This window comes from Streptomyces sp. NBC_01166 (assembly GCF_045039765.1).
In the GTDB taxonomy this organism is placed as follows: Bacteria; Actinomycetota; Actinomycetes; order Streptomycetales; family Streptomycetaceae; genus Streptomyces.
Genome location: NZ_CP108613.1, coordinates 673,819 through 698,486 on the forward strand (window position 1 = coordinate 673,819; position 24,668 = coordinate 698,486).

A 24,668-nucleotide genomic window follows, 5' to 3' on the forward strand; every position below is an offset into this window, starting at 1 on the left:
ACGCGGGGCGCTCTCCGTCAGTCGGCGGCCTCGGTGAACGGCGTGGTCCCGGCGGCCACCCTGAGCACCGCGACCCCCCGTGACGGAAGGACCAGGCCTCCGCCGGCGGCCGGCGCGGGCCCGGCCAGGATCTCTCCCGTCACCGGGGCGAACGCGACGGGCTCGTCCGTACGGTTGACGAGGAACCAGTACGCGTGGGTGCCGTCGGTCCGCACGGTCGGCTCCACCAGCCCCCGCACGTCGGAGGGAAGCTCGCTGAGCACTCCGGCGCCGGACAGCAGGGGTCCCAGCACGTCGGGCAGCCCGTGGGAGCCCAGCCGGGTGGAGACGTAGGCGGCGGAACCGCCGCCCGCCAGGGCGCGCCGGGTGACGGCGGGGCGTCCTGCCTGGTCCCCGGTCGTGTAGCGCGCCTCCACCGTGACCTCGGGGTCGGTCAGGTCGATCCGGTCGGTCCACAGCGTTCCGGTCAGGCCGTTGTCGAGCCGCACGTCCTCGCCCTCCCGCAACGGGCCGAACTCCTCGATGCGGATGCCCAGCAGATCGCGCAGCGCGCCCGGGTATCCGCCGAGGTGGACGTGGTCGTTCTCGTCGACGACACCCGAGTAGTAGGTGGTGGCGAGGTGACCGCCGCCGCGCACGTAGGAGTCCAGGCGCCCGGCGAGCTCCCGGGGGACGACGTGCAGGAGGGGGGCCGCGACGAAGTCGTAGCCGGTGAGGTCGGCCGCGGTCGTGACCACGTCCACGCGGACGCCCAGGGCCAGGAAGGCCGAGTACCAGTCGAGAGCCTCCTGCCGGTAGCGCACCAGGGAGGACGGCTGGGAGTCTCGTTCGACGGCCCACCAGGATTCCCAGTCGTACACCAGGGCGGCGCGAGCCGGCTCCCGCACGGAGCCGGTGACCGGTGTGAGGGAGTCCAGCGTCCGGCCGAGGGCGGTCACCGAGCGGAACAGCTCACTGTCCGGGCCGGCGTGGGGCACCATCGCGGAGTGGTGCTTCTCGGCGCCGGCGGCGGACTGGCGCCATTGGAAGAAGCAGACGGCGTCGGCCCCGTGGGCGACGTGGACGAGGGAGTCGCGGGCGAGTTCCCCCTGGCGCTTGGCGACGTTGACGGGCTGCCAGTTGACCGCGCTCGTCGAGTGCTCCATCAGGAACCAGGGCCTGCCCCCGGCGATGGAGTGTGTGAGGGCGGCGGAGAAGGAGAGCTCGTCCAGGCGCTGCGGACCGGGATGGGCGTAGTGGTCGTTGGAGACGAAGTCGATCTCCTTGGCCCAGTCGGGGTAGTTCATGCCCTGGGTCCCGCTCATCACCATGAAGTTGGTGGTGGCGGGGATCTCGGGGGTGATACGGCGCAGGATCTCGCGTTCGGCCCGGAGGTAGTCCTTCAGCGCGTCCGAAGAGAAGCGCTTGAAGTCGAGCTGCTGGGTCGGGTTGGCGTGGCTGGCGGCCAGTCGCGGCGGCTGGATCTGCGCCCAGTCCCCGTAGTGCTGCGACCAGAAGGAGGTGGCCCAGGCCCGGTTGAGCTCCTCCAGGGTGACGTACCGGGCGCGCAGCCAGTCACGGAAGGCCTGGGCGGCGTCGTCGGAGTAGTCGTAGATGTTGTGGCAGCCGAGCTCGTTGGAGATGTGCCAGGCGACCACGGCGGGGTGGTCCGCGTAACGGGTGGCCATGGCCTCCACCAGCCGCAGGGCGTAGCTGCGGAAGACGGGCGAGGTGGGCCGCCAGTGCTGCCGCGCGCCCTGGGAGAGGGTCTCCCCCGTGCGGGTGACCGGCAGGATCTCCGGGTGCAGGGTGGTGAGCCAGGGCGGTGGCGAGGCGGTGGCGGTGGCGAGGTCCACGTCGATGCCGTTGCTGTGCAGCAGGTCGAGCACCTCGTCCAGCCAGTCGAAGTCCCAACGGTCCTCGGCCGGCTGGAGACGGGCCCAGGAGAAGATGGCGACGGAGACGATGGTGACCCCGGCCTCGCGCATCAGCCGGACGTCTTCCTTCCACACCTCGCGCGGCCACTGCTCCGGGTTGTAGTCGGCCCCGTAGGCGAAGCGCGCGGGGCGGTCGTCGGAGGTCGGGCGCAGCCAGTGGCGCTCGGAGGCGGGGGTCATGAAGATCCTTTCGGATGCGAGGTGCGGGTACGGCACGGGGCGGCCGCCCGTCGGAGGGCGACCGCCCCGTGCCGGTTCAGCGGCCGGAGGTCACTTGTTGACGCTGAAGCCCTGATCGTTGCCGTAGGTGACGGCGGCCTTCTGCCACTGCTTCAGACCGTCGGCCAGGGTGGTGTCGGAGACGTACGCCTTGCCGACGGAGTCGTTGAAGACGGAGTTCGCGTACACCTGGAAAGGCAGGTAGGACCAGTCCTCGGGCACCTGGCTGGCGGACCGGGCGAAGATCTCGTTCGCCTTCTGGCCACCGAAGTACGGGAAGGAGGTGTCGAGGAACGACGGCGAGGACAGGTCTGCCGTGGTGGCGGGGAAGGCACCGCCCTTGAGGCGGGCCTGGACGCCCTCGGAGTGGTTGGCGTACTCGTTGAACGCGTACGCCAGGTCCTTGTTCTTGCCGGCCTTCATCACCGCGAGGGCGCTGCCGCCGTTCTCCGAGCTGACCTCCTCGCCCTTCTTCCACTGCGGGAGCGCGGCCGCGCGCCAGTCACCCGAGGCCGACTCGACGCCCGAGACGAAGTTGGCGGGCATCCAGGCGCCGGTGGAGAGGGTGGCGATGGTGCCGTCCGCCAGGCCCTTGTACCACTCGTCGCTCCAGTTGGTGACGGGCGCCAGGAGCTTCTCGTCGATGAGCTTCTGCCAGACCTTGGTGAAGGCGACGACACCCTTGTCGGCGACGAGGTCGACCGTCACGTCGGTGTCGCGGTTCTTGAACGGCGTCCCGCCGGCCTGCCAGATCATGCTGGTCGTGAACCCGGCGTCGCCGGTGTCGTTGGTTATGTAGGCCTTCGGGTCCGCGGCGTGCAGGGCGCGGGCCGCCTCGAGGTACTCGTCCCAGGTGGTGGGGACGGCGATCTGGTGCTTGTCCAGCACCTTCTTGTTGTAGAAGAGCGCCATCGGGCCGGAGTCCATGGGCAGCGCGTACACGGCCTCGTCGACGGCGACGGAGTTCCACGGTCCCGGCGAGTAGTCGTCCTTGAAGTCCCCGGCGCCGTAGCGGCTCAGGTCCTCGAGGGACTCGCCGAGGGCGAACTGTCCGACTGCGTAGTACTCGACCTGCGCGACGTCCGGCACTCCGGAGCCTGCCTGTACGGCGTTCTGCAGGGCGGTGTACTGGTCGTTGCCCGTACCGGCGTTGACCAGCTTGACCTTGACCTTCGGGTACTCCTTCTGGAAGTCGCTGACCACCTGCTTCAGCGTCGGCTCCCACGCCCACACCGTGATGGAACCGCCCTCCTTGAGGGCTGCCCGGAGCTCACCTCCCGATACGGTCTTGTCCGACGAGGCGGAATCGCCGTCGGAGGACCCGCACGCGGTGAGACTCAGCGCGGCCGCGCACAGCAGGCCGACGCCACGCATCGCGCGTCTGGTCATGGTTCTCATAATTGCTTCACTCCGTTGTGGTGAGGGTGGTGCACGAACCGTGGAACGTCCGCACGGGGGTGCGGGGCTGGAGAGGGGTGGGACGCCGCGCCGGTCGAGGGCCGGGGGGAACCGGTCCCGGAGCGCGGAGATTCGGTGGCCGAGGGGGCCCGGGTGCCGTTCACCCCTTGACGCTGCCCGCGGCCAGGCCGGACTGCCAGTAGCGCTGGAGCAGCAGGAAGGCGATGACCAGCGGCACGATGGTCAGCAGCGAACCCGTGATGACCAGGTTGAAGACCGGCTGGCCGCCGGCGGTGGACGCCTGTTCGTTCCAGGCGTTCAGGCCCAGGGTCAGCGGATACCAGTCCGGATTCTTGATCATGATCAGGGGCAGGAAGTAATTGTTCCAGGTCTGCACCATGGTGAACAGCAGGACCGTCACGATGCCCGGCGCCAGCAGCGGGAGCGCGACGCGGAAGAACGTCCGCAGCTCGCCGGAACCGTCCATCCTGGCCGCTTCCAGGAGCTCGGTGGGGACGGCCTCGGCGGCGAACACCCACATGAGGTAGAGCCCGAACGGTGAGATCAGGGACGGGATGATGACGGCCCACGGTGTGTTGGTGAGCCCCATCTTGCTGAACATCAGGAAGGTCGGCACAGCCAGCGCGGTGGCGGGCACGGCGACCGCGCCGATGACGGTGGCGAAGACGGCGCGCTTGCCCGCGAAGTCGAACTTGGCCAGGCCGTAGCCGCCGAGGACCGCGAGGAAGGTGGCTCCGCCCGCGCCCACCACCACGTACAGCAGGGTGTTGAGGAACCAGCGGACGAAGATGCCGTCGTCATAGGTGAGCGTCTGCGAGATGTTGTCCCAGAGGGCGAAGTCGCCGCTGAACCAGAGCCCGAAGGAGCCGAAGAGGCCCTTCTGCGTCTTGGTCGCGTTGACGACGAGCCAGGCCAGCGGCATGAGGGCGTAGAGCGCGGTCACGCCCATGAGCACCGTGAGCAGCACGCTGCGGCGCGGCCGGTCGGCGGAACGGCGTCTGCCCCCGGCTCGGCTCGGCGGCTGTGCACGGTGGGTGGACCGCCGGGGCGTCTGTTCGGCGGTGAAGGAAGGGGCGCTCATCGTTCACGCCTCCTTTCGCATGCCGCGCAGCTGGACCGCGTAGGCGATGATCATCGTGACGACTCCCATGACGAGGGAGACCGTGGCCGCGTAGTTCTGCTGCCGCCCGGAGAAGGACAGCGTGAAGGTGTAGAAGTTGGGCGTGAAGTAGGTGGTGATCGCGTTGGGAGCCAGGTTCTGCAGGATGCTGGGCTCGTTGAAGAGCTGGAAACTGCCGATCACCGAGAAGATCGTGGCGATCACCAGCGCACCGCGGATCGCGGGGATCTTGACCGCGGTGATGATCCGCCACTGTCCCGCTCCGTCGATCTCGGCGGCCTCGTAGAGGGACTTGGGGACGACGCGGAGCGCGGAGTAGAAGATCAGCATGTTGTAGCCGATGAACTCCCAGGTGACGATGTTGCCGATGCTCGCCAGCACCAGGGAGGGGGAGAGCGGATCGGGCAGCGACACGCCGAAGGCGTCGTTGATGTTCCCCACCAGCCCGAAGCGGGTGCCGTAGATGAAGCCCCACATCAGCGTGGCGACGACGGCGGGTACGGCGTACGGCAGGAAGACCGCGATCCGGAAGAAGCTCTTCCCGTAGATCCTGCCGCTGTCGAGGGCCAGGGCTATGAGCAGGGCGAGGCCGAGCATGACGGGCACCTGCACCGCGAGGAAGAGGGTCACCCGGCCCACGGCCGCCCAGAACTGTTCGTCCTCGAAGGCCCGTCGGAAGTTGTCCAGGCCGACGAACGACGTGCCGCCCACCAGCTGGTCCCGGAAGAAGCTCAGATACAGCGAGTAGGCGATCGGGGCGAGGAACACCAGGGCGAACACGGCCATGAAGGGCCCTACGAAGATCCAGCCGACGCGCCCACGCCGGCTGCGGGAGCTTCTGGCCGGTGGGCGGCGTCCGGTCGTGATCGGCGTAACGGCCGTCATGGGTACTCCTGTTGGTCCGGCGTTGTGCATGGCCCCGGCCGGATGGAGACACCGGACATCGTGGAGGCGCTGTGCTTGAGGAGGCCGATGTCCACGCGAACACCTGTACTGATGTTTACGTAAACATTTATCGGTGAAGTGATGTCTACACGTCTCTCACCCCATGGTCAAGGCTCGGTTTCCCTGCTACGCAGACCAGTTGGGTCCCGGCAGGTCCTCCGGCGACCCGAGCGGCAGCCTCCGCGCGTGCCCGTGTGTCGGCGCCGGGCGTCCGGAGTGGTAGAAATGCCGTTGGTCCGAGCCCTCGGTCCGCACGCGATAACGAGCCACACGCGCAGCAGAGACAGGGCCGGCCCCGATCGCAACACCCTCACGACGCGCGGCCGAGGACGGCCCCGCGCCAGAACAGCGCGCCCACACGGCGAAAGGCTCACACGACCACGACGGAGGCGGACGTAGTGCAGGGAAAGGAACAGGCCATGGACCGGCCACCCCGCAAGGAGGCCTCGATGGCCGACGTCGCACGCCTGGCCGGAGTCTCCTCGCAGACGGTCTCCCGTGTCTCCAACGGGCACACGGTGGTGTCCGAGGAGACCCGCGAACGCGTGCTGAACGCCATGAAGGAGCTGAACTACCGCCCCAACAGCGCCGCGCGCGCCCTGAAGAGCGGGAAGTTCCGCACGCTGGGCGTCATCCTGTTCACCCTGGCCACAACGGGCAACGTCCGCACCCTGGAGGCCATTTCCGCTTCCGCCGCGGACGAGGGCTACGCGATCACCCTGCTGCCCGTCGCGACGCCCACCAGCACCGGAGTCAGGGGCGCCGTGACCATGCTCGGCGAGCAGGTCGTGGACGGAATCATCGTGATCATGGAAGTCCGTCTCCTGGACGCCGCCATCTCGCTGCCGCCGCACACCCATGTGGTGGTGGCCGACTCCGACGCGGGCGACCGCTACAGCGTCGTGGACACCGACCAGTCCGGGGGCGCCAGGGCAGCCGTGCAGCATCTCCTCGACCTCGGGCACCGCAGCGTGGCGCATGTCGCCGGCCCGCCCGAGTCGTTCGCCGCACAGCGCCGCGCCCAGGCCTGGCGGCAGGCCCTGGAGGAGGCGGGACGCCCTGTCCCGCCTCCGGTGGACGGCGACTGGTCGGCGGCCTCGGGGTACGAGGCGGGCCTCGCGCTCGCGGCGGACCCGTCCTGCACCGCGGTCTTCGCCGCCAACGACCAGATGGCGCTGGGCGTCCTGCGCGCCCTCCAGGAACGGGGCAGACGCGTACCCGAGGACGTCAGCGTCGTCGGCTTCGACGACATCGCCGACTCCGCCTCCTTCCTCCCGCCGCTGACCACCGTCCACCAGGACTTCGCCGAGATCGGCCGGCGGTGCGTGGACGGCGTCCTGCGGCAGATCCGTAACGAGACGACGGAGCGGGGCACCACCCTGGTCCCGACCCACCTGGTCGTCCGGGGGAGCACGGGCCCGCCGCCTCACGGATGACCGGGCACCCCGGCGCGCGCCTGCAGGACAGAAACTGTCCTGCAGGGGTTCTGGCGTCGGTTCCATGACCTCATCGCGATCACGGGAACGGACGGAGAACGCTGTGGCCGAGGACGGGAAGGCTGCCACCGGGAAAGCGGGCGCGGAGCCTCTGTTCTTCGAACGGGTCGAGCTGCTGGAGGCCTGGCTGGAGGAGCATCACGGGGAGCGGACGGAGCTCTGGCTGAAGATCGCGAAGAAGAGCTCGGGCATCACCTCCGTCACGGCGTCCGAGGTCCTGGACGCCGCGCTCTGCTCCGGATGGATCGACGGCCGGCGGAAGTCCCTCGACGAGACGTACTACCTCCAGCGGATCTCGCCCCGCCGGCCCGGCAGCCCGTGGTCCCTCGTCAACGTACGGAAGGTGGAGGCGCTGACGGCGGCCGACCGGATGCGGGAGCCAGGACTCGCCGAGGTGCGGGCGGCGCGCGAGGACGGGCGATGGGAGACGGCGTACCCCTCGCAGAAGGAGGCCACCGTGCCCGCCGACCTCGCCGCCGCGCTGGCCGGCGCCCCACGGGCCGCGGAACGCTTCGAGCGGCTCGGCAGGACGGACCGGTACCTCGTGATCCTGCAGCTCCTCAAGGCGAGAACCCCGGGGCTCAGGGCCACCCGTCTGGAGCGCCTGGTGACGAAGCTGGTGTCGGGCGAGAAGGTCCCCTGACCGCTGCACCGCGCCTCAGGCGCCGCGGAGCCCGAGGAGCTCCGGCTTCGTGGCCGAGGCACGCTCGCGGTCCCGGCGCCGGGCAGGGGCGATCTGCGGGTGTACGTCCTCGATCTCGGCGGGAAGACGCCGCCGCGGGAAAGACCGGTGCGGCGGGCCCCTGTCCGAAGTGAGCCAGGGTGTGACGGACGCGCGGGGGCACGCGTCCGTCACACCGGCCCTGCTCTCACCGGCCGGAGTCCACCCGGCGCAGGGTGCGCAGGAGGTACTCCTTGCGGTTCAGCGGATCGCGGTCGGTCCTGGGCCTGCGCGGAACCGGTCCGTCGACCGGCCTGTAGTCCTCGAACGCCGACTCCAGCACCCCCTCGCCGCGCGTCATCCCCGGCAGCAGCTGCTGCAGCTCGTGCACCCGTGCGGCGGGGATCACCCCCTCCACCGTGCAGACGCCGTCCTGCGTCTCCGGGGGCCCGGGGACGGCGCGCAGCCGTGCGAGGACCGGCACGAGCGGGCCGAGGGCGTCGGCCGGGAGCTCGGCACGGAAGCGGTGCATGGGCTCGTAGACCGTGGTCCCGGCCTGCTTCAGCGCGTCCATCAGCACCAGTGGCGTCAGGTTGCGGAAGTCGCCCGCGGTGCTGGACATGCTCTTGTCGAACACCGCGTGCGCGTGGCTCTGCCGGGGCCAGTATCCGGAGTGGGTCATGGTGACCGTGCAGTCGGTGACCTGCCATCCGTGAATTCCCTGGCCGAGTGTTTCCAGCACGGTGTCCTCCACCGCCCGCATCAGGGAGTACGGCATGGAACCGAGCTCCACCTCCCGGCGGAATTCCACTCCGCTGCCGAAAGCGGCGGGCTCCACCCGGAGTCCGACGGTGGCGAGAAAGGGATTCGGCTCTTTGTCGATGAACTCGACGGCCTCCCCCGTCCCGGACGGCCGTTCCAGACAGATGGTCGTCGTCTCCCGGAAGCCGACCTCGATGCCGTACTCGTCCGCGAGGGTCGCCTGGATGACCTCCTTCTGCACCTCGCCGTAGAGCGACAGCGACACCTCCTGCCGGAGGTCGTCGGTGCGTACGCCGATCAGCGGGTCCTGCTCCGCCAGGTGTCCGAGCGCGATGTGCAGCACTCCCCTGTCCTGACGGCGGCGAGGGGTGACGACGGTCTCCAGGGTCGGCGGAGCGAAGTGGGCGCGCGCCGGCCGCGCGGTTCCCGGTCCGCCGATCCTGTCCCCGATCCGGACGCTGTGGAGACCTCGCAGCCTGCCGATCCGGCCGGCGGGGAGCGAGGACCCGCGGACATCCGCGCCCTGGTCGAAGACGGTGATGGCCGAGATCTTGCCCTCACGGCCCTCCTTCTCGCCGTCGCCCCGCAGCCGGACGCGTTCACGGGTGCGTACCGTCCCCGAGAACATGCGGGCGTACGCGATCTTCTCCCCCGCCGGGCCGCGTTCGACCTTGAAGACCGCTCCCGAGGCCGGGCCTTCGGTGTCCTGGTCCGTCACCGGCAGGAACTCGGCGATGCCGGCCGTCAGTTCGGCCACGCCCGCGCCGGTGGCCGCGGAGCCGAAGTAGACGGGGTGCACCAGCGCCTGCCGGGTCTGCACCGCCAGCCGGTCACGCAGCCGGTCGTACGGCAGGCCGGCCGCGCCTTCGACGTAAGCCGCGAGGAGTTCGTCGTCGTGCGTGGTGAGCAGGTCGGTCAGCGCGGTGGTGAAGCCCCGGTCCGCGGCGGTGAACGGTCTGGTGCGGGCCCGCCTGGTCCCCAGGCCGTCGGCCGGGCCCATGGCGACGACCGCGGGTGACAGCCGGCGCGCGATGTCGGACAGGACGCCTTCGTACCGGGCACCGGCGCGGTCGGTCTTGTTCACGAACACGAGCGTGGGGATCCGCAGGCGGCGCAGCGCCCTCATCAGGATCCGGGTCTGCGCCTGGACGCCCTCGACGGCGGACACGACGAGTACCGCGCCGTCGAGCACGCCTAGGACCCGTTCCACCTCGGCGATGAAGTCGGGGTGTCCGGGGGTGTCGATGAGGTTGACCGTGACGCCGGCGACGGTGAAGGACACCACGGCGGATTTGATGGTGATGCCGCGCTGCCGCTCCAGGGCGAGGGTGTCGGTCTGTGTGCTGCCGTCGTCGACGCTGCCGACCGCGTCGATGACTCCGGCGGTGTGGAGCAGCCGCTCTGTCAGGCTCGTCTTACCGGCGTCGACGTGCGCCAGAATTCCCAGGTTCAATGTGTGCACTGAGCTTCGGGTCCTCGAGATAGGTGTGAATTCCTGTCTGGGTGGACACAGAAGCTCGGCGCATGAACATCTCCCTGTTCGGTCGTTCGGTGCCGGAATTACAGCAGGGCGCCTCTCCGAGGGGCAATCGATTAATTCAGCAGGTGCGGGAATCGCAGTTCGGTGCGGCTGCGCGCGGTCTCGCCGGGGCGCAGCACGGTGGTGGGCAGGTCCGGCCGGTTGGGTGAGTCGGGCAGGTGCTGGGTCTCCAGGCAGATCGCGCCGTGCCGTTCGTGGCGGCGGCCGGTGCCGTCGGTGAAGGAGCCGTCGAGCTGGTTGGCGGTGTAGACCTGGATGCCGGGCTCCGTGGTCCACACCTCCAGGACCCTGGCCGCGTCCGGGGCGGTGAGGCGTGCGGCGCGTCGCAGGCCGCCGCCGGCGTCCCGGAGCACCCAGCAGTGGTCGAAGCCGCCCGCGGCGCGCAGCTGTGCGTCCTCGGCGCCGAGGCGTTCCCCGAGGAGCCGGGGTGCGGTGAGGTCGAACGGTGTTCCGCGGACCTCGGCCGGCGGTCCCAGCGGGATGCCGTCGTCGTCCACCGGCAGATAGGCGTCGGCGTCGACTTCGAGGTGGTGGTCGAGGATGCCGTCCTGGCCGGACAGTTCGAAGTAGGCGTGGTTGGTGAGGTTGACGACCGTGGGGCGGTCGGTGACCGAGACGTAGTCGACGGCGAGGGTGCCCGCGGTGTCGAGGGTGTACGTGACCGTGGTGTCCAGCGCCCCGGGGAAGCCCATGTCGCCGTCGGGGCTGTGCAGGGTGAGCCGTACGGACACGGTGTCGCCGGTCCGGTCCGGGGCCGCTTCCCACACCTTGGTGTGGAAGCCGTCGGGCCCGCCGTGCAGGGCGTGGCCACGGTCGTTGGCGGGGATGTGGTGTGCGGTCCCGTCCAGGACGAAGCGGCCGTGGGCGATGCGGTTGGCGTAACGGCCGACGACGGCGCCGAAGTAGGGGTGCTTGGCCGTGTAGTCGTCGAGCGTCGCGAGCGACCGGACGACGGAGGCGGCTGCGCCCGTGGTGTCCGGCACGGTGAGGCGGTGCAGGGACGCGCCGTAGGTCAGGACCTCGGCTCGGACCCCCGTACCGCTGTCGAGGGTGTACAGGTCGGTGCGGGTCCCCTGGACGGAGCCGAAGGGGGTGCGGTGCACGGTGGGGCGCGGCATCAGAGATCCTCGGTGTGGCCGGAGTCGGGGCCGGCCGTGGTGGATTCGCGGACGACGAGGCGGTAGCCGGGGCGTGGCCTGCGCGGTTCGGCGACGGGCTCCCCCGAGAGCTGTTCGACGAGGCTGTCGACGGCGAGGCCGGCGATGGCTTCCTTGTCGGGGGCGATGGTGGTGAGCGAGGTGGTGGTGTAGCGGCTCTCCTCGATGTCGTCGAAGCCGACGACGGCGATGTCGTCCGGGATCCGCAGGCCGCGTGCGGTGATGGTCCGCATCGCGCCGATGGCGATGAGGTCGTTGTACGCGAACACGGCGTCGGGCCGGTGCCCCTGGTCGAGGAGCTGCGCCATGCCGGTGGCACCGTCCTCGCGGCCGTAGCCGTCGGTGACCACGACGAGGGATTCGTCAGGTGTGATGCCTGCGGCCTCGAGTTCCTCGCGCCAGCCCCTCAGGCGCAGGTGGGCCGGCTGGCGTTCCTGGCCGGTGCGCGACCCGAGGAAGGCGATGCGCCGTTTGCCCTGGTCGACGAGGTGGCGCACGGCCTCGCGGGCCGCCGCCACGTTGTCGATGGCGATGTGTTCGTAGGGCGCCTCGTACTCGCGCTCGCCCAGCAGGACCAGTGGCGCGGTCTCGGTGCGCGCCATGAGGTCCTCGGTCTCCAGATGGATGGGGCTGAGGATGAGACCGTCGATCACATGGGACCGGAATCCCTGACTGACCAGGAGTTCCTTCTCCCTGAGGCCGGCGGTGTGGTCGACCAGGACGGTGTAGTCGTGCCGGGCGGCCGCGTCGATGACCGCTCCGGCGAGCTCCGCGAAGTACGGGTTGCCGAATTCGGGGACGGCGAGGGCGATGATGCCGGTGCGGCCCTTGCGCAGGTGGCGGGCGGTGAGGTTCGGCCGGTATCCGAGTTCGTCGATCGCCTGTTGCACCTTGGCGCGCATGGCGGGTGTGACGTGCTGATAGTTGTTCACCACGTTCGACACGGTCTTGATGGACACGCCCGCCCGTTGTGCAACGTCCTTGAGGCTGACGCCCACGGCACTCCTTGGTTCGGCTCGGCTTGGCTCTTGGTCCGGCCTCAACGGCCGGCTCGTCGTCAGGTGCTTCTGCGACTGCGCGCGAGATAGCGCTGGGCCACCACGACAACGATAAGGAAACCGCCGCTGACGACCGACTGGTAGGAGGAGTTGAGCGAGCCGATCTGGTTGATCAGGTTCTGGATGACGGCCAGCAGCAGGACGCCCCACAGGGTTCCACTGATGGATCCCGCGCCGCCGATGAGCAGGGTGCCGCCGATGACGACGGCGGAGATCGCGTCGAGTTCCATGCCCACGCCGACGATGGTGACGCCGGAGGACAGCCTGGCCGCGTTGAGGGCGCCGGCGAGTCCGGCGAGCAGGCCGCTGAGCGTGTAGACGAGGATCTTCGTGCGCGCGACGGGGAGGCCCATCAGCGTGGCGGCGTCGCTGCTGCCGCCCACGGCGAAGAGGGTCTGCCCGAACGAGGTGCGCTGCAGGACGAGTCCGCCGGCGCCGAAGAGCACCAGGGCGATGATGATCGGGTAGCCGAAGCCCCAGACGCTGCCCTGGCCGAGTTCGCCGAAGGCTGAGTCCTTGGGCACCAGATAGGTGGTGGCGCCCTCGTCGGTGAGGGCGAGCAGCAGGCCGCGGGCGCCCAGAAGCGTGGCGAGGGTGACGATGAAGGGCGCCATGTTGCCCCGGGCGATCAGGAAGCCGTTGAGCAGGCCGATCCCGCCGCAGACGACGAGGGGGAGCAGGAGCGCGGCGAGGAAACCGTACTGCGAGGCCCAGGCGGCGAGGACTCCCCCGAGGGCGAAGACCGAGCCGACGGACAGGTCGATCCCGCCGGTGATGATGACCATCGTCATGCCGAGCGCGACCACGGCGAGGAACGATGCCTGGATGGTGACACCGCGGGCGTTGTCCAGGGACGCGAACGTCGGGTAGATGAACGAGGCGGCGATCACGACGGCGAGCAGGACCGCGAGGACGCCCTGGCGTTGCAGGAGTTCCGCGGCGCGCTGCCGGCCGGTCTGCTCGGGGCCTGCGGCGGGAGGGGCCTTGGGCGCTTTCGGCGCGGCCGGGACCGGGGCGGCGGTGACGGGCTTGGTTTCGTTCATCGGGACCGACGCTCCCGGGCGACGTAGACGGCGGCGATGATGATGGCCGCCTGGGCGATCTGTGCGGTGGAGTCGGGCAGGTCGTGCTTGACGAGCGTGGCGCGCAGGAGCTGCATGAGGAGGGCGCCGGCCACGGTGCCGAGCACCCGGACGGAGCCCCCGTTGAGGGGTGTGCCGCCGACCACGACCGCCGTGATGGCGGAGAGTTCCATGAGGGTGCCGAGCGAGGACGGGTCACTCGCGGTCAGCCTGGCCGTGGCGAGGACGCCGGCGAGAGCCGCGAGCACTCCGCAGAGCACGTACACGCCGATGAGGACCCGCTTGACGGGCAGCCCGGCGAGCGCCGCGGCGGAGCGGTTCCCGCCGACGGCGACGATCTGCCGGCCGAAGGTGGTGCGCTGCACCAGGAAGGCGACGGCGAGGGCGAGTATTCCGGCGATCCAGACGACGAGTGGAATGCCGAGGAAGGAGCCGGTGCCCAGCGACAGCAGGTCGGGGTTGACGATCTGCTTGAGCTGGCCGTCGGCCATGACGAGGGCGAGCCCGCGGCCTCCGACGAAGAGTGCGAGCGTGGCCACGATGGGCTGCAGTCCGACGAGGGAGACGAGGGCGCCGTTGACGGCTCCGACGACCGCGCCTGCCAGGAGGGCGACGACGAGCGCGGGGACGAGCCCGTATCCCAGGTAGAGCGGGAGGAAGGCGGCGGCGAGCGCCATGGTCGAGCCGACGGACAGGTCGACGCCCTCGGTGCCGATGACCAGGGCCATGCCCAGGGCGACGATGATGATGGGGGCGACCTGGACGAGCTGGGTGCGGAAGTTGTCGGCGGTCATGAAGTGGTCGGTGAACAGGGCGTTGAAGAGCAGCACCACGGCCACGGCCACGTAGACGCCGTAGCGCTGGTACCAGGCGGGGTCACGCAGCCGGGCCAGTGGGCTCACGGACTTCCGGGGCTTGTCGCTCTTCGCGGGCGGGGCGACGGCGGTCTGGGTCATCGGGGGTCCTCCTGGGCGGCCGGGGCCCGGTCCGCCGGCTCCGGTGCGTGGTCGGCGAGCACTTCGAGCAGCCGGTCCTCGGCCACGTCGTCGCCCGACAGCTCACCCGCGACCGCTCCGCCGCGCAGGACGACGATCCGGTCGGCGCCTTCGATGAGCTCCTCGATGTCGGAGGAGATGAGCAGGACGGCGAGGCCTTCGCGGGCGAGGTCGTCGATGAGGCTCTGGACCTCGGCCTTGGCTCCGACGTCGATGCCCCGGGTGGGTTCGTCGAGCAGCAGGACCTTGGGCTCCAGGCAGAGCCAGCGGGCCAGCAGGACCTTCTGCTGGTTGCCGCCGGAGAGTTCCCCGACCTTCTGCTCGGGGCTCGACGCCTTGATCCGCAGGCGCTTCATGAAGATGTCGACGATCCGGTCCTGCTTGGCGCGCGAGACGACACCGGCCCGGGAGAGGCGGGGCATGGCCGCCAGGACGATGTTCTCCCGGACGGAGAGGCCGGGCACGATGCCCTCGGCCTTGCGGTCCTCGGGCAGCAGGCTGATGCCGGCGCGGATGGCGGCCGCCGGGGTGAGGCGCTTCAGCGTGGTGCCGTCGACGGTGACTTCGCCGGCGTCCAGGGGCAGGGCTCCGGACAGCGCCTTGGCCGTCTCGCTGCGGCCGGATCCGAGGAGGCCTCCGAGGCCGAGCACCTCGCCCGCGTACAGCGACACGGATATGTCGTGGAGCTGGAGACGGCTGGAGAGGCCGGTCGCGGTGAGTACGGGGGTGCGGGCCGCCTCGTGGCCCTCCGCCGCGAAGTTGGTGACGCCGGAGCGGCGCACCTCGGAGAGGTCGCGGCCGAGCATCATCGACACGAGCTGCATCCGGTCGAGGTCGGCGAGCTCGCCGGTGTGGATGTGCCGCCCGTCGCGCAGGACGGTGACGCGGTCGCAGATCCGGTAGAGCTCGTCCATGCGGTGGCTGACGTAGAGCACGGCGATGCCCTTGTCCCGCAGGTTGTCGATGACCCGGAAGAGGGTCTCCACCTCGCGTGGTTCGAGCGAGGAGGTCGGCTCGTCCATGATGACGACCTGCGCGTTGACGGACACCGCCCGTGCGAGGGCGACCATCTGCTGGGTGCCGACGCCGAGGGTGTGCAGGGGGCGCCGGGGGTCGACGCGTACGCCGAATCCGTCGAGCAGTTCGCTCGTCTCCCGGTGCATGCGGGAGAAGTCGATGAGGCCGAACCTGTTCCGCGGTTCGCGGCCCAGGAAGATGTTCCGCGCCACGCTCATCAGCGGGACGAGGTTGACCTCCTGATAGATCGTGGAGATACCCGCCTGCTGTGCTTCGAACGGCCGGGCGAACCGTACCGCTTCACCGGTCATCCGCAGTTCGCCGCCGTCCGGCCGGTACACACCGGTCAGCACCTTGATGAGGGTGGACTTGCCCGCGCCGTTCTCCCCGACGAGCGCGTGGGTCTCCCCCGCGCGCAGGGAGAAGCTGACGTCGTCGAGGGCGACGACACCGGGGAACCGTTTGCTCACCGAGCGGGCTTCGAGCACGGTGGAGGCGGTGTCTCCGGCCGCCTCCTGTGCCTGCGGTACTGCTTCGGGTGGTGCCATGGGTCTCTTGGCCTTCCGCTGTCCAAGGGTGAGGGCCCGGGAGCCGCCGGGGCCCGGTGCGAGCGCCGCGGCGGCCGGGGGCCGATGCGTTCAGGAGCGGATCAGTACGCCCCGCCGAGCGATTCCTTGGCGTTGGTCTCGTCGTAGGCGCGGTCGGTGATGATGACGTTCTCGGGGATCTCCTCGCCGCCGTAGAACTTCTGGGCGGTCGCGAAGGCCAGGGGGCCGAAGCGGGGGTTGGACTCGATGACGGCGTTGTACTCGCCGTTGACGAGGGCCTGCACCGCGTTGCGGGTGCCGTCGACCGAGACGATCTTGACGTCCTTGCCCGGCTTCTTGCCGGCGGCCTTCAGCGCCGTGACGGCGCCGAGGCCCATCTCGTCGTTCTCCGCGTACACGGCGGTGATGTCGGGCTTGGACTGGATGAGCTGCTCCATGACCTGCTGGCCCTTGTCACGGGCGAATTCGCCGGTCTGCTGGGCGACGATCTCGATACCGGGCGCCTCGGCCTTGATCTGGTCGACGAAGCCCTTGGTCCGGTCCGTGGTCACGTTGTTGCCGGAGGCGCCGAGGAGGATCGCCACCTTGCCCTTGCCGTCCGTCGCCTTGATCATCGCGTCGGCGGCCCGCTTGCCCTGCTCGACGAAGTCGGAGCCGAGGAAGGCCACATAGTCCTTGCAGGCCGTGGAGTTGACCTTGCGGTCGACGGTGAGGACGGGCACCTTCTTCGCCGCGGCCGCCTTGAGCGCCGGCTCCAGACCGTCGGAGTTCAGCGGCGCGACGATGAGGAACTGGGCGCCCTGCGAGAGCATGTCCTGGATGTCGCTGATCTGCTTGGACAACTGCGACTGCGCGTTGGTGGTGAGCAGCTTCTTGACGCCGATCTTCGCCGCCTCGTCCTTGATCGACTGGGTCTCCGCGATACGGAACGGGTTGGCCTCCTTCTCCGACTGGGAGAAGCCGACCACGGCGTTCTTGAGGTCGATCTTGGGTGCGCCGTAGCTCTGCAGCGAGCAGCCGGGGCCTGATGCGGCCTCGGGGGACTTGGCCGCCTGTGCTCCCTGGCTGCTGTCACCGCCCGCGCTGCCCGAGGTCTCCGACTTGGAGCAGCCGGAAACGGCCAGCGTGGCGGTGGCGGCGATCAGGCAGGCCGCGGCGAGGGTACGGGATCGACGCTGGATCATCATGCGCGGGACGCTCCTTGGCGAGGTGACGGCACACCGTTCGGCGTGCGGTCGGGCATGGCGGGACGATGCGTCAGCCGCTCGGCGGCGGATGACGCTGTATCCCTCACGACCCGTTCCGAGCTGCGAAAACTGCGGTCGTGAGGGCTTGTGCGGCCTCTCGGCGGCTCGGTTTACAACGTTATATAGGCGAGGCGCCGCAGGCGGCAAGAGAGTTGTCGATGCGTTTCCAAAATGTGTCGCCCCAGGGTGCGCGCCCACCCCCACCGATCGCCGGGCCGGTTCCGCGCCAGGTGCTGCGCCACCTCTGGACACCGGCTTGACCGCGTGCTGTCATACCGCCGACATCAATTTTCCAACGTTGCACATGAGGTGTCGTTCCGTCAGCTGCGGACGCGACGCCCACCTTCGCCATGCGCCGGCCTGCCCGGGCCGGTCCCCCACCCCTGTCCGGCAGAGCAGAAGCGGAGTCCCCACACCATGCCCTTGAACCGCCGACGACTCATGACCGGTGCGCTGGCCACCGTCGCCGCGACCACAGCCGCGGGCCGCTGGGCCACCACGGCGACCGCCGCCGAGGGCGTGACGGCCGCCGCACGTGGGGGTCACTACTCCCCCAACGCCGCCCCGCTGCACCCGACCGCGTTCCTGAAGCTGCCGCCGGGGCGTGTCACCGCCGAGGGCTGGCTCGCCGGCCAGCTCCGGCTCCAGCTGGACGGCCTCTGCGGCCGCTACGAGGAGTTCTCGCACTTCCTCGACTTCGAGAACTCCGGCTGGGTCCGCCCCGACCGGGGCGGCTGGGAGGAGGTCCCCTACTGGCTGCGCGGATACACGGACCTGGCGATCGTCACGGGCGACGCGAAGGCGCTGGCCGCCACACGCCGGTGGATCGACGCGATCCTCGCGACCCAGCAGTCCGACGGTTTCTTCGGCCCGAAGGCCCTGCGCACCTCGCTGAACGGCGGCCCCGACTTCTGGCCGTTCCTGCCCCTGATCCAGGCGCTGCGCTCCTGGCAGGAGTACGACGGGGACAACCGGATCATCCCGTTCCTCAGCAGGTTCTTCCGCTACATGAACGCGCAGGGCCCCGGCGCCTTCGACACCAGCTGGATCGCCCTGCGCTGGGGCGACGGTCTCGACAGCGTCTACTGGCTGTTCAACCGCACCGGCGACGCCTTCCTGCTCGATCTCGCGGACAAGATCCACCGGCACGGCGCCGACTGGGGCGACAACCTGGTCAACCCGCACAACGTCAACATCGCGCAGGGCTTCCGCGAGCCCGCCCAGTACGCCCTGCGCAGCGGCTCACCGCAGGACACTCGGGACACGTACGGGACGTACGCCAAGGCCATGGACGCGTACGGGCAGTTCCCCGGCGGCGGATTCGCCGGGGACGAGAACGCCCGGCCCGGTCACGGGGACCCCCGGCAGGGCTTCGAGACCTGCGGGATCGTCGAGTTCATGGCGAGCCACCAACTGCTCACCCGGATCACGGGCGACCCGCTCTGGGCGGACCGCTGCGAGGAGCTGGCCTTCAACTCACTGCCCGCCTCGCTGGACCCGTCGGGGAAGGCGATCCACTACGTCACCAGCGCCAACAGCGTCGACCTGGACAACGTGCCCAAGCGGGACAGGCAGTTCCAGAACGGCTTCGCCATGCAGGCCTACCTTCCGGGCGTCGACCAGTACCGCTGCTGCCCGCACAACTACGGCATGGGATGGCCCTACTTCGTCGAGGAGCTCTGGCTCGCCACCCCGGACGGCGGTCTCGCCGCGGCGATGTACGCGCCCTGCGCGGTCACCGCGAAGGTCGCGGACGGCACGGAGGTCACCTTCACCGAGGAGACGGGCTACCCGTTCACGGACACGGTCACCCTCTCCCTCGCGTCCCCGAAGGCGCTGCGCTTCCCCCTGGTCCTGCGCGTCCCCGCCTGGTGCGACGAGCCGGACATCAGGGTCAACGGGCAGCGCGTCACCGCACCCGCCGGCCCCGCGTTCACCAGGATCGAGCGGACCTGGTCCGACGGCGACCAGGTCACCCTGCGCCTGCCGCAGCGGACCACCGTGCGCACCTGGGCGGACAACCACGGCTCGGTCAGCGTGGACCACGGCCCCCTCACGTACTCCCTGCGCATCGGGGAGTCGTACGAACGCATCGGGGGCACCGACCAGTTCCCGGAGTACGCGGTCCACGCCACCACTCCCTGGAACTACGGCCTCGTCCTGGACGGCGCGCGGCCCCCCACCGCCCTGCGCCGCCGCTCCCCCGGCGCCAACCCCTTCACGCTGGAGGGCACCCCGCTCTCCATGACCGCCCGCGCCCGCCGCATCCCCGAGTGGAGCGCCGACGACGAGCACGTGGTGGAGCCGCTCCGGCCGAGCCCGGCACGCAGCACCGAGCCGGTCGAGGAGGTCACGCTCGTCCCGATGGGCGCGGCACGGCTGCGGATCACATCCTTCCCGACAGCGGGCCCGGGCGGGTCCCCGTGGCTCGCGGACCGGTGGTACCGGATGGCCAACCGGAACTCCGGCAAGGTGCTGGGCGTGGACCTCATGTCCACCGCGAACAGCGCCCACGTCGTCCAGTTCGCCGACACCGGGACCGCCGACCACCTGTGGCGGCTCGTGGCCAACGGCGACGGCTGGTACCGCATCCGCAACCGGCACTCGGGCAAGGTGCTCGGCGTGGACCTCATGTCGACGGCGAACAGCGCGCACGTCGTCCAGTTCGACGACAACGACACGGCGGACCATCTGTGGCAGCTCGTACCGGACGGGGACGGCTGGTACCACATCCGCAACCGCAACTCGGACAAGGTGCTGGGCGTGGACGGCATGTCCACCGCCGACAGCGCCCACGTCGTCCAGTACGACGACAACGGGACCGCGGACCACCTCTGGCAACTGCTCTGAGCAGCGGTACGCCGACGTGCCACCCCACGCGCCGGCCGGCGCGGGGGGCTCCTCCTCCTGAAGGAGTACCTGGAATGCGATCCGCACCCGCACCGCGCCGCAGTACCTTATGGAGACGATTGACCGCCGGCAGCGGCCTGCTGGCACTGCTCGTCACCGCGCTCGTGGGAGCCGCCACCGGCCCGGCCGCCGCCGCGCCCACGGCCTGGGCACCGAAGCCGGCGCCGATGACGACACCCTGGACCAACCAGGTGTCCGTCGACAACCCGCTCCCCGAGTATCCGCGCCCGCAGCTGACCCGCCCCGACTGGGCCAATCTCAACGGCGTCTGGGACTTCGCGGTGACCGGCCGCGACGCCGGGCAGCCCGCGGCGTTCTCCGAGCAGATCAGGGTCCCGTTCGTCGCGGAGTCCTCGCTCTCCGGCATCAAGCGCAAGATCACCGAGAACGACAAGCTCTGGTACAAGCGCACCTTCACCGTGCCGTCGGACTGGAACGGCCGCCGCACCGTACTCAACTTCGGTGCCTCCGACTGGCAGAGCACCGTCTGGGTCAACGGCACCCAGGTCGGCGCCCACAAGGGCGGCTTCGACTCGTTCTCGTACGACATCACTCCCCAGCTCAACGGCGGTACGAACACCGTCGTGGTCTCCGTGTACGACCCGACGCAGACCGGTGGCCAGGCCGTCGGCAAGCAGCGGATCAACGACGTGAACCCGCACCCGGGCGGCGGGATCTTCTACACAGCGGCCTCGGGGATCTGGCAGACGGTCTGGCTGGAGCCCGTCGCCGCGTCGCACGTCACACGCCTGGACATGACCCCGGACCTCGGGAACAGCACCCTGCGGGTGAAGGTGCAGGCGGCAGCAGCAGCCGGCCGGAGCGCGAGGGTCACCGTCTCCAGCGGTGGCACGGTCGTGGGTACGGCGACGGGTGCCCCCGGCGCGGACATCTCCGTACCGGTGCCGAACCCCCGGCTGTGGAGCCCCGACGACCCGTTCCTCTACGACGTGCGCGCCGAACTGCTCGACGGGGCGGCCGTGGTGGACACGGTGGGCGGCTACGCGGGCATGCGGTCGGTCGGAATCGCGAAGGTCGACAACATCCTGCGACCGGTCCTCAACGGGAAGTTCGTCTTCCAGACCGGGACACTCGACCAGGGCTACTGGCCCGACGGCATCTACACGGCGCCCACCGACGCCGCTCTGAAGTCCGATCTCCAGGCACACAAGGACCTCGGCTTCAACATGGTCCGCAAGCACATCAAGGTCGAACCCCAGCGCTGGTTCTACTGGGCGGACAAGCTGGGGCTCCTCGTCTGGCAGGACATGCCCGCCATGGACACCGGGAAGACCCCCGGCGCCGCGGCACGGACCCAGTGGGAGGCCGAGTACCACGCGGTCATCGACCAGCACCGCAGCTCCCCATCGGTGGTCATGTGGGTGAACCAGAACGAGGGCTGGGGCCAGTACGACCAGGCCAGGATCGCCGACGAGGTGAAGGCGTACGACCCGTCGCGGCTCGTCAACAACATGAGCGGGGTCAACTGCTGCGGTTCGGTGGACGGCGGCAACGGCGACGTGATCGACAACCACATCTACGTCGGTCCCGGGAACACCGCGCCGACCGCGACCCGGGCCGCCGTCCTCGGCGAGTTCGGCGGCCTGGGCTACAAGGTGCCGGGCCACGAGTGGTATCCGGGCGGTGGCTTCAGCTACGAGGACCAGGCGAGCCTCTCCGCCCTCGGCGACCGTTTCGTGGGCCTCCTCGACGCCATCCGAGTCGGCCAGTTGCCCGCCGGGCTCTCCGCTTCGGTCTACACGGAGATCACGGACGTCGAGAACGAGGCGAACGGGCTGCTCACCTACGACCGCCAGGTGGTCAAGGTGGACACCGCCCGGGTGAAGGCCGCCAACCAGGCCCTGATCCAGGCGTCGAGGACTCCCCCGGCGCCGGTCACCCTGCCCACCGGGAACAGGTCGCTCCGGGTCACCACTCCGGGGCACACGAACAAATACCTGCGCCATTCCCAGGAGCTCGCCTACACGGCCGTCGTCGACAGCGGCAGCACCGCGCTGCTGAAGAACGACGCCACGTGGAAGGTCGTCACCGGCCTGGCGAACAGCAACTGCTATTCGCTCGAGTCGCGCAACTACCCCGGTGAGTACCTGCGCCACCGGGACTTCCGGGTCCGCCGCGACGCGAGCGACGGCTCGGCCCTCTTCAAGGCCGACGCCACCTGGTGCGCGGTGGCGGGTCAGGGCGGCGTGCGGCTGTCGAGCGCCAATCTGCCCGGCAGCTATCTGCGCCACATCGGCTCGGAGGTGTGGCTGGCCACTCCGGGCGGCGGTCACGCCTGGGACAACGCGGCGACCTTCACCGAGGACACGACGTGGGCGGTGGACGCCCCCTGGGCACCCTGAGGTGAGGCCCCGGGCCCGGCGGGCCGGCCGCCGGGCCCGGTGGTGTCACGCATCGCCCATGACCAGGCCTTCGATGGTGTGCTTCTGCACGATGGGGGTCAGCTCCTCCACGACCGGGCAGTGCAGGTGGGCGCGGACCCGCCCGGGCAGCGACGCCCAGTATTCCCTGGTCACCGCCATGTCGTGCTGCGCGTCGTTGCCGGCCCCCGGTGCGTCGATGCCGAGCACCAGGACGGGCCGGGCGTCGGGCGAGTGGTTGGCCGTCCCCCGGTGGATCGTCAGGGCGGAACGGGCCGAGACGTCCCCACGCCTCGGGTACTTGCGCTCGGCGAGGGAGGCATAGCGCGGGTAGGAGTCCCGGGGAGGGAACATGCCGTGACCGAAGCGCGGGTCGTCGTCCCACTGGGTGCCCGGAGCGATCTCGAACGGCCCCATGTCGTCGCGCGTGTCCACGGCGGTGAGGTTGAAGGCCAGAGATGTCAGCCGGCGCCGGTTCCGGGTGGCCTCCGGCATGGGGAAGTCCCGGTGCCAGGGCTGGTTCACCGCTCCGGCCAGCGGGACGTCGAAGCCCAGCTCGACGATGCGGTAGTCGGCCCCCAGGACGGCCTCGGCCACCCCACGCACCCACGGATGGTCGACGAGGTCCACGAAGCCCCGCAGTTGCTCGGGGTGTATCTCCACGTAGAAGCGGTGCGGTCCCCGGCCGACCGCCCCGCCCTCCCGGCCGCGCGCCTCGGCGAAGGCCTTCTCGATGTCGTCCCGCATCGCGTCGGCCCACTCCGGGGTGAAGGCACCCCGGCACGCGGTGATCCCGGCCGTGTAGAGATCCTGGACGGCCGCGTCGAGGTTCGGGGCGAGGGAGGTCTCGGGCATGGCAGTGGTCCCTTTCAACGGCGGGAAGCGGGCACAACAGGCGGGCACAGGCGCGGTGTCGCTCTCCTGCGGCCCTGTCGACGCGCCCATATTGCAACGTTGCAAGCAACGTGGCAAGAGGTAGCACGCGATGTCGGAGGGCAGGCCTGTTACGGTGCACAGCGCAGAGGGCACGGTCCGCCGACCGCCCCCGCAGGCAGAGGGACGGGAGCGCACCGGCTGTGGCAGCGAGACTCAAGGATGTCGCCGCACTCGCAGGCGTGTCGGTCAGGACCGTCTCCAACGTCGTGAGCAACGCCGCGGCCGTCGCCCCGGCCACGCGCGCCCGGGTCGTGGCGGCCGTGGAGGAGCTGGGGTATCGCCCCAACCTCGCCGCCCGCAATCTCCGTCAGGGGCGTACGGGCCTCATCGGGGTCGTCGTGCCCGAGATCCACTCCCCGTACTTCGGCGCACTGACGGGCCTTCTCATCGACGCGGCGCAGGAGCGCGGCTGGACGGTTCTCCTGGAGCGGACGGGAGGGCGGGCGGATCTGGAGCGGCGGCTCCTGGACGGGTCCGAGGGCCACCAGGTCGACGGGATGATCATCAGCCCCTGGTCCACGTCTCCGGCCGGTCTCGCGTCACTCGCCGGTGGCCTGCCACTGGTCGTCCTGGGCGAGCTGGAGCCGGACGGGTCGATCGACCATGTGGCTCTGGACAACGTGGGGGCGGCGCGGGATGCCGCTCGTCATCTCGTCTCGCTGGGCCGTCGGCGTGTCGCGGCGATCGGCCTGCAGTCGGGGCTGGGCCACGGAACGGCCGAGCTGCGTGCCGAGGGCTTCCGGCAAGGGCTGCGGGAGGCCGGTCTGCGTCCGGTGGCCGAGGTGGAGGTGGCCGACCTGCACCGGGCCGAAGGGGCGCGGGCTCTGCGTGAGCTGCTGGAGGCACCCGGTTCCGTCGACGCCGTCTTCTGCTTCAGCGACGAACTGGCCCTCGGGGCGCTGCGCGTGGCGGCGGAACAGGGCGTGCGGGTGCCGGAGGATCTGGCGCTCATGGGGTTCGACGACATCGAGGACGGCCGGTTCGCCGTCCCCTCCCTCACCACGATCGCCCCGGACCGGGAGCAGATCGCCGAACGCGCGGTGCAGTGCCTGACCGAGCGTGTCCTGGGGAGGTTCGAGGCGCTGGCCGGCCGCAGGATCGTGGTCCCGCACCGCGTGGTGGTCCGGGAGAGCACCGGAGCCGCGGTCTCACCGGTGTGACCACCGCGGCGCGCCGCGCCGACAGGTTGAGCGGCGGAACCGGGGGACAGCGCGGAGCTCCCGGCAGCGCGGCCTGTGCGCACGCTGCCGGGAGCGGTT

Annotated in this window: 17 protein-coding genes; 5 read left to right on the top strand and 12 right to left on the bottom strand. The window is 70.2% G+C overall.

What is annotated here, in order from left to right:
- Positions 1-17: 17 nt before the first annotated feature.
- From OG379_RS03340 to OG379_RS03355, 4 genes are all read right to left on the bottom strand, one after another.
- Positions 18-2,096 carry a beta-galactosidase gene (locus tag OG379_RS03340; RefSeq protein WP_405659079.1) on the bottom strand — a complete coding sequence of 693 codons (2,079 nt, stop codon included), beginning with the start codon at positions 2,094-2,096 and terminating at the stop codon, positions 18-20.
- 90 nt (positions 2,097-2,186) lie between these two features.
- Positions 2,187-3,533, bottom strand: coding sequence for an ABC transporter substrate-binding protein (locus tag OG379_RS03345; protein WP_405659082.1), 1,347 nt, complete (start codon positions 3,531-3,533; stop codon positions 2,187-2,189).
- A gap of 160 nt (positions 3,534-3,693) precedes the next feature.
- The gene (locus OG379_RS03350) at positions 3,694-4,635 is read right to left on the bottom strand and encodes a carbohydrate ABC transporter permease (RefSeq protein ID WP_405659085.1); all 942 of its coding nucleotides are present in this window, start codon (positions 4,633-4,635) and stop codon (positions 3,694-3,696) included.
- Positions 4,636-4,638: 3 nt separating this feature from the next.
- Complete coding sequence (locus tag OG379_RS03355; RefSeq protein ID WP_362929664.1) at positions 4,639-5,559, bottom strand: sugar ABC transporter permease; 921 nt, start codon at positions 5,557-5,559, stop codon at positions 4,639-4,641.
- A 479-nt stretch (positions 5,560-6,038) separates the two neighbouring features.
- On the opposite strand from OG379_RS03355, the gene OG379_RS03360 reads away from it, so the two are divergent.
- The gene (locus tag OG379_RS03360) at positions 6,039-7,055 is read left to right on the top strand and encodes a LacI family DNA-binding transcriptional regulator (protein WP_405659089.1); all 1,017 of its coding nucleotides are present in this window, start codon (positions 6,039-6,041) and stop codon (positions 7,053-7,055) included.
- 103 nt (positions 7,056-7,158) lie between these two features.
- Positions 7,159-7,758, top strand: coding sequence for a YdeI family protein (locus OG379_RS03365; protein WP_405659092.1), 600 nt, complete (start codon positions 7,159-7,161; stop codon positions 7,756-7,758).
- 226 nt (positions 7,759-7,984) lie between these two features.
- Here OG379_RS03365 and OG379_RS03370 read toward each other — a convergent pair whose 3' ends face one another.
- The 7 genes from OG379_RS03370 to OG379_RS03400 form a co-directional block, all read right to left on the bottom strand.
- A complete protein-coding gene (locus OG379_RS03370) occupies positions 7,985-10,000 on the bottom strand; it encodes a GTP-binding protein (protein ID WP_405659094.1) in 2,016 nt (671 codons plus the stop codon).
- Positions 10,001-10,131: 131 nt separating this feature from the next.
- The gene (locus OG379_RS03375; RefSeq protein ID WP_405659096.1) at positions 10,132-11,196 is read right to left on the bottom strand and encodes an aldose epimerase family protein; all 1,065 of its coding nucleotides are present in this window, start codon (positions 11,194-11,196) and stop codon (positions 10,132-10,134) included.
- Complete coding sequence (locus tag OG379_RS03380; protein ID WP_393754671.1) at positions 11,196-12,233, bottom strand: LacI family DNA-binding transcriptional regulator; 1,038 nt, start codon at positions 12,231-12,233, stop codon at positions 11,196-11,198. Before OG379_RS03380 ends, OG379_RS03375 begins: the two co-directional genes overlap by 1 nt.
- Positions 12,234-12,292: 59 nt before the next feature.
- Positions 12,293-13,336, bottom strand: coding sequence for an ABC transporter permease (locus OG379_RS03385; RefSeq protein ID WP_393754673.1), 1,044 nt, complete (start codon positions 13,334-13,336; stop codon positions 12,293-12,295).
- A complete protein-coding gene (locus OG379_RS03390; RefSeq protein WP_405659100.1) occupies positions 13,333-14,331 on the bottom strand; it encodes an ABC transporter permease in 999 nt (332 codons plus the stop codon). Before OG379_RS03390 ends, OG379_RS03385 begins: the two co-directional genes overlap by 4 nt.
- Positions 14,328-15,935 carry a sugar ABC transporter ATP-binding protein gene (locus OG379_RS03395; protein ID WP_405659103.1) on the bottom strand — a complete coding sequence of 536 codons (1,608 nt, stop codon included), beginning with the start codon at positions 15,933-15,935 and terminating at the stop codon, positions 14,328-14,330. Before OG379_RS03395 ends, OG379_RS03390 begins: the two co-directional genes overlap by 4 nt.
- A 101-nt stretch (positions 15,936-16,036) precedes the next feature.
- Positions 16,037-17,122 (bottom strand): ABC transporter substrate-binding protein, encoded by a 1,086-nt coding sequence (locus OG379_RS03400; protein ID WP_405659105.1) that lies wholly within the window; start codon positions 17,120-17,122, stop codon positions 16,037-16,039.
- Between the two features lie 477 nt (positions 17,123-17,599).
- Between OG379_RS03400 and OG379_RS03405 the strand changes: the two genes are divergently transcribed.
- Positions 17,600-20,032, top strand: a complete 2,433-nt coding sequence (locus OG379_RS03405) for a beta-L-arabinofuranosidase domain-containing protein (RefSeq protein ID WP_405659107.1) — start codon at positions 17,600-17,602, stop codon at positions 20,030-20,032.
- 74 nt (positions 20,033-20,106) lie between these two features.
- Complete coding sequence (locus OG379_RS03410) at positions 20,107-22,455, top strand: AbfB domain-containing protein (protein WP_405659109.1); 2,349 nt, start codon at positions 20,107-20,109, stop codon at positions 22,453-22,455.
- Between the two features lie 45 nt (positions 22,456-22,500).
- Here the strand turns inward: OG379_RS03410 and OG379_RS03415 are convergent, their stop codons facing one another.
- The gene (locus OG379_RS03415; RefSeq protein WP_405659116.1) at positions 22,501-23,328 is read right to left on the bottom strand and encodes a phytanoyl-CoA dioxygenase family protein; all 828 of its coding nucleotides are present in this window, start codon (positions 23,326-23,328) and stop codon (positions 22,501-22,503) included.
- A 221-nt stretch (positions 23,329-23,549) separates the two neighbouring features.
- Here OG379_RS03415 and OG379_RS03420 point away from each other — a divergent pair, with 221 nt between their 5' ends.
- Positions 23,550-24,569, top strand: coding sequence for a LacI family DNA-binding transcriptional regulator (locus tag OG379_RS03420; protein WP_393754688.1), 1,020 nt, complete (start codon positions 23,550-23,552; stop codon positions 24,567-24,569).
- Positions 24,570-24,668 lie beyond the last annotated feature (99 nt).

What these genes read in the sequence shown, in the direction of transcription:
- OG379_RS03400 (WP_405659105.1), bottom strand. Translation starts at nt 17,122, where the DNA reads ATGATGATCCAGCGTCGATCCCGTACCCTCGCCGCGGCCTGCCTGATC.
- OG379_RS03385 (WP_393754673.1), bottom strand. Translation starts at nt 13,336, where the DNA reads ATGAACGAAACCAAGCCCGTCACCGCCGCCCCGGTCCCGGCCGCGCCG.
- OG379_RS03410 (WP_405659109.1), top strand. Translation starts at nt 20,107, where the DNA reads ATGCGATCCGCACCCGCACCGCGCCGCAGTACCTTATGGAGACGATTG.
- OG379_RS03375 (WP_405659096.1), bottom strand. Translation starts at nt 11,196, where the DNA reads ATGCCGCGCCCCACCGTGCACCGCACCCCCTTCGGCTCCGTCCAGGGG.
- OG379_RS03355 (WP_362929664.1), bottom strand. Translation starts at nt 5,559, where the DNA reads ATGACGGCCGTTACGCCGATCACGACCGGACGCCGCCCACCGGCCAGA.
- OG379_RS03405 (WP_405659107.1), top strand. Translation starts at nt 17,600, where the DNA reads ATGCCCTTGAACCGCCGACGACTCATGACCGGTGCGCTGGCCACCGTC.
- OG379_RS03340 (WP_405659079.1), bottom strand. Translation starts at nt 2,096, where the DNA reads ATGACCCCCGCCTCCGAGCGCCACTGGCTGCGCCCGACCTCCGACGAC.
- OG379_RS03395 (WP_405659103.1), bottom strand. Translation starts at nt 15,935, where the DNA reads ATGGCACCACCCGAAGCAGTACCGCAGGCACAGGAGGCGGCCGGAGAC.
- OG379_RS03350 (WP_405659085.1), bottom strand. Translation starts at nt 4,635, where the DNA reads ATGAGCGCCCCTTCCTTCACCGCCGAACAGACGCCCCGGCGGTCCACC.
- OG379_RS03345 (WP_405659082.1), bottom strand. Translation starts at nt 3,533, where the DNA reads ATGAGAACCATGACCAGACGCGCGATGCGTGGCGTCGGCCTGCTGTGC.
- OG379_RS03360 (WP_405659089.1), top strand. Translation starts at nt 6,039, where the DNA reads ATGGACCGGCCACCCCGCAAGGAGGCCTCGATGGCCGACGTCGCACGC.
- OG379_RS03415 (WP_405659116.1), bottom strand. Translation starts at nt 23,328, where the DNA reads ATGCCCGAGACCTCCCTCGCCCCGAACCTCGACGCGGCCGTCCAGGAT.
- OG379_RS03390 (WP_405659100.1), bottom strand. Translation starts at nt 14,331, where the DNA reads ATGACCCAGACCGCCGTCGCCCCGCCCGCGAAGAGCGACAAGCCCCGG.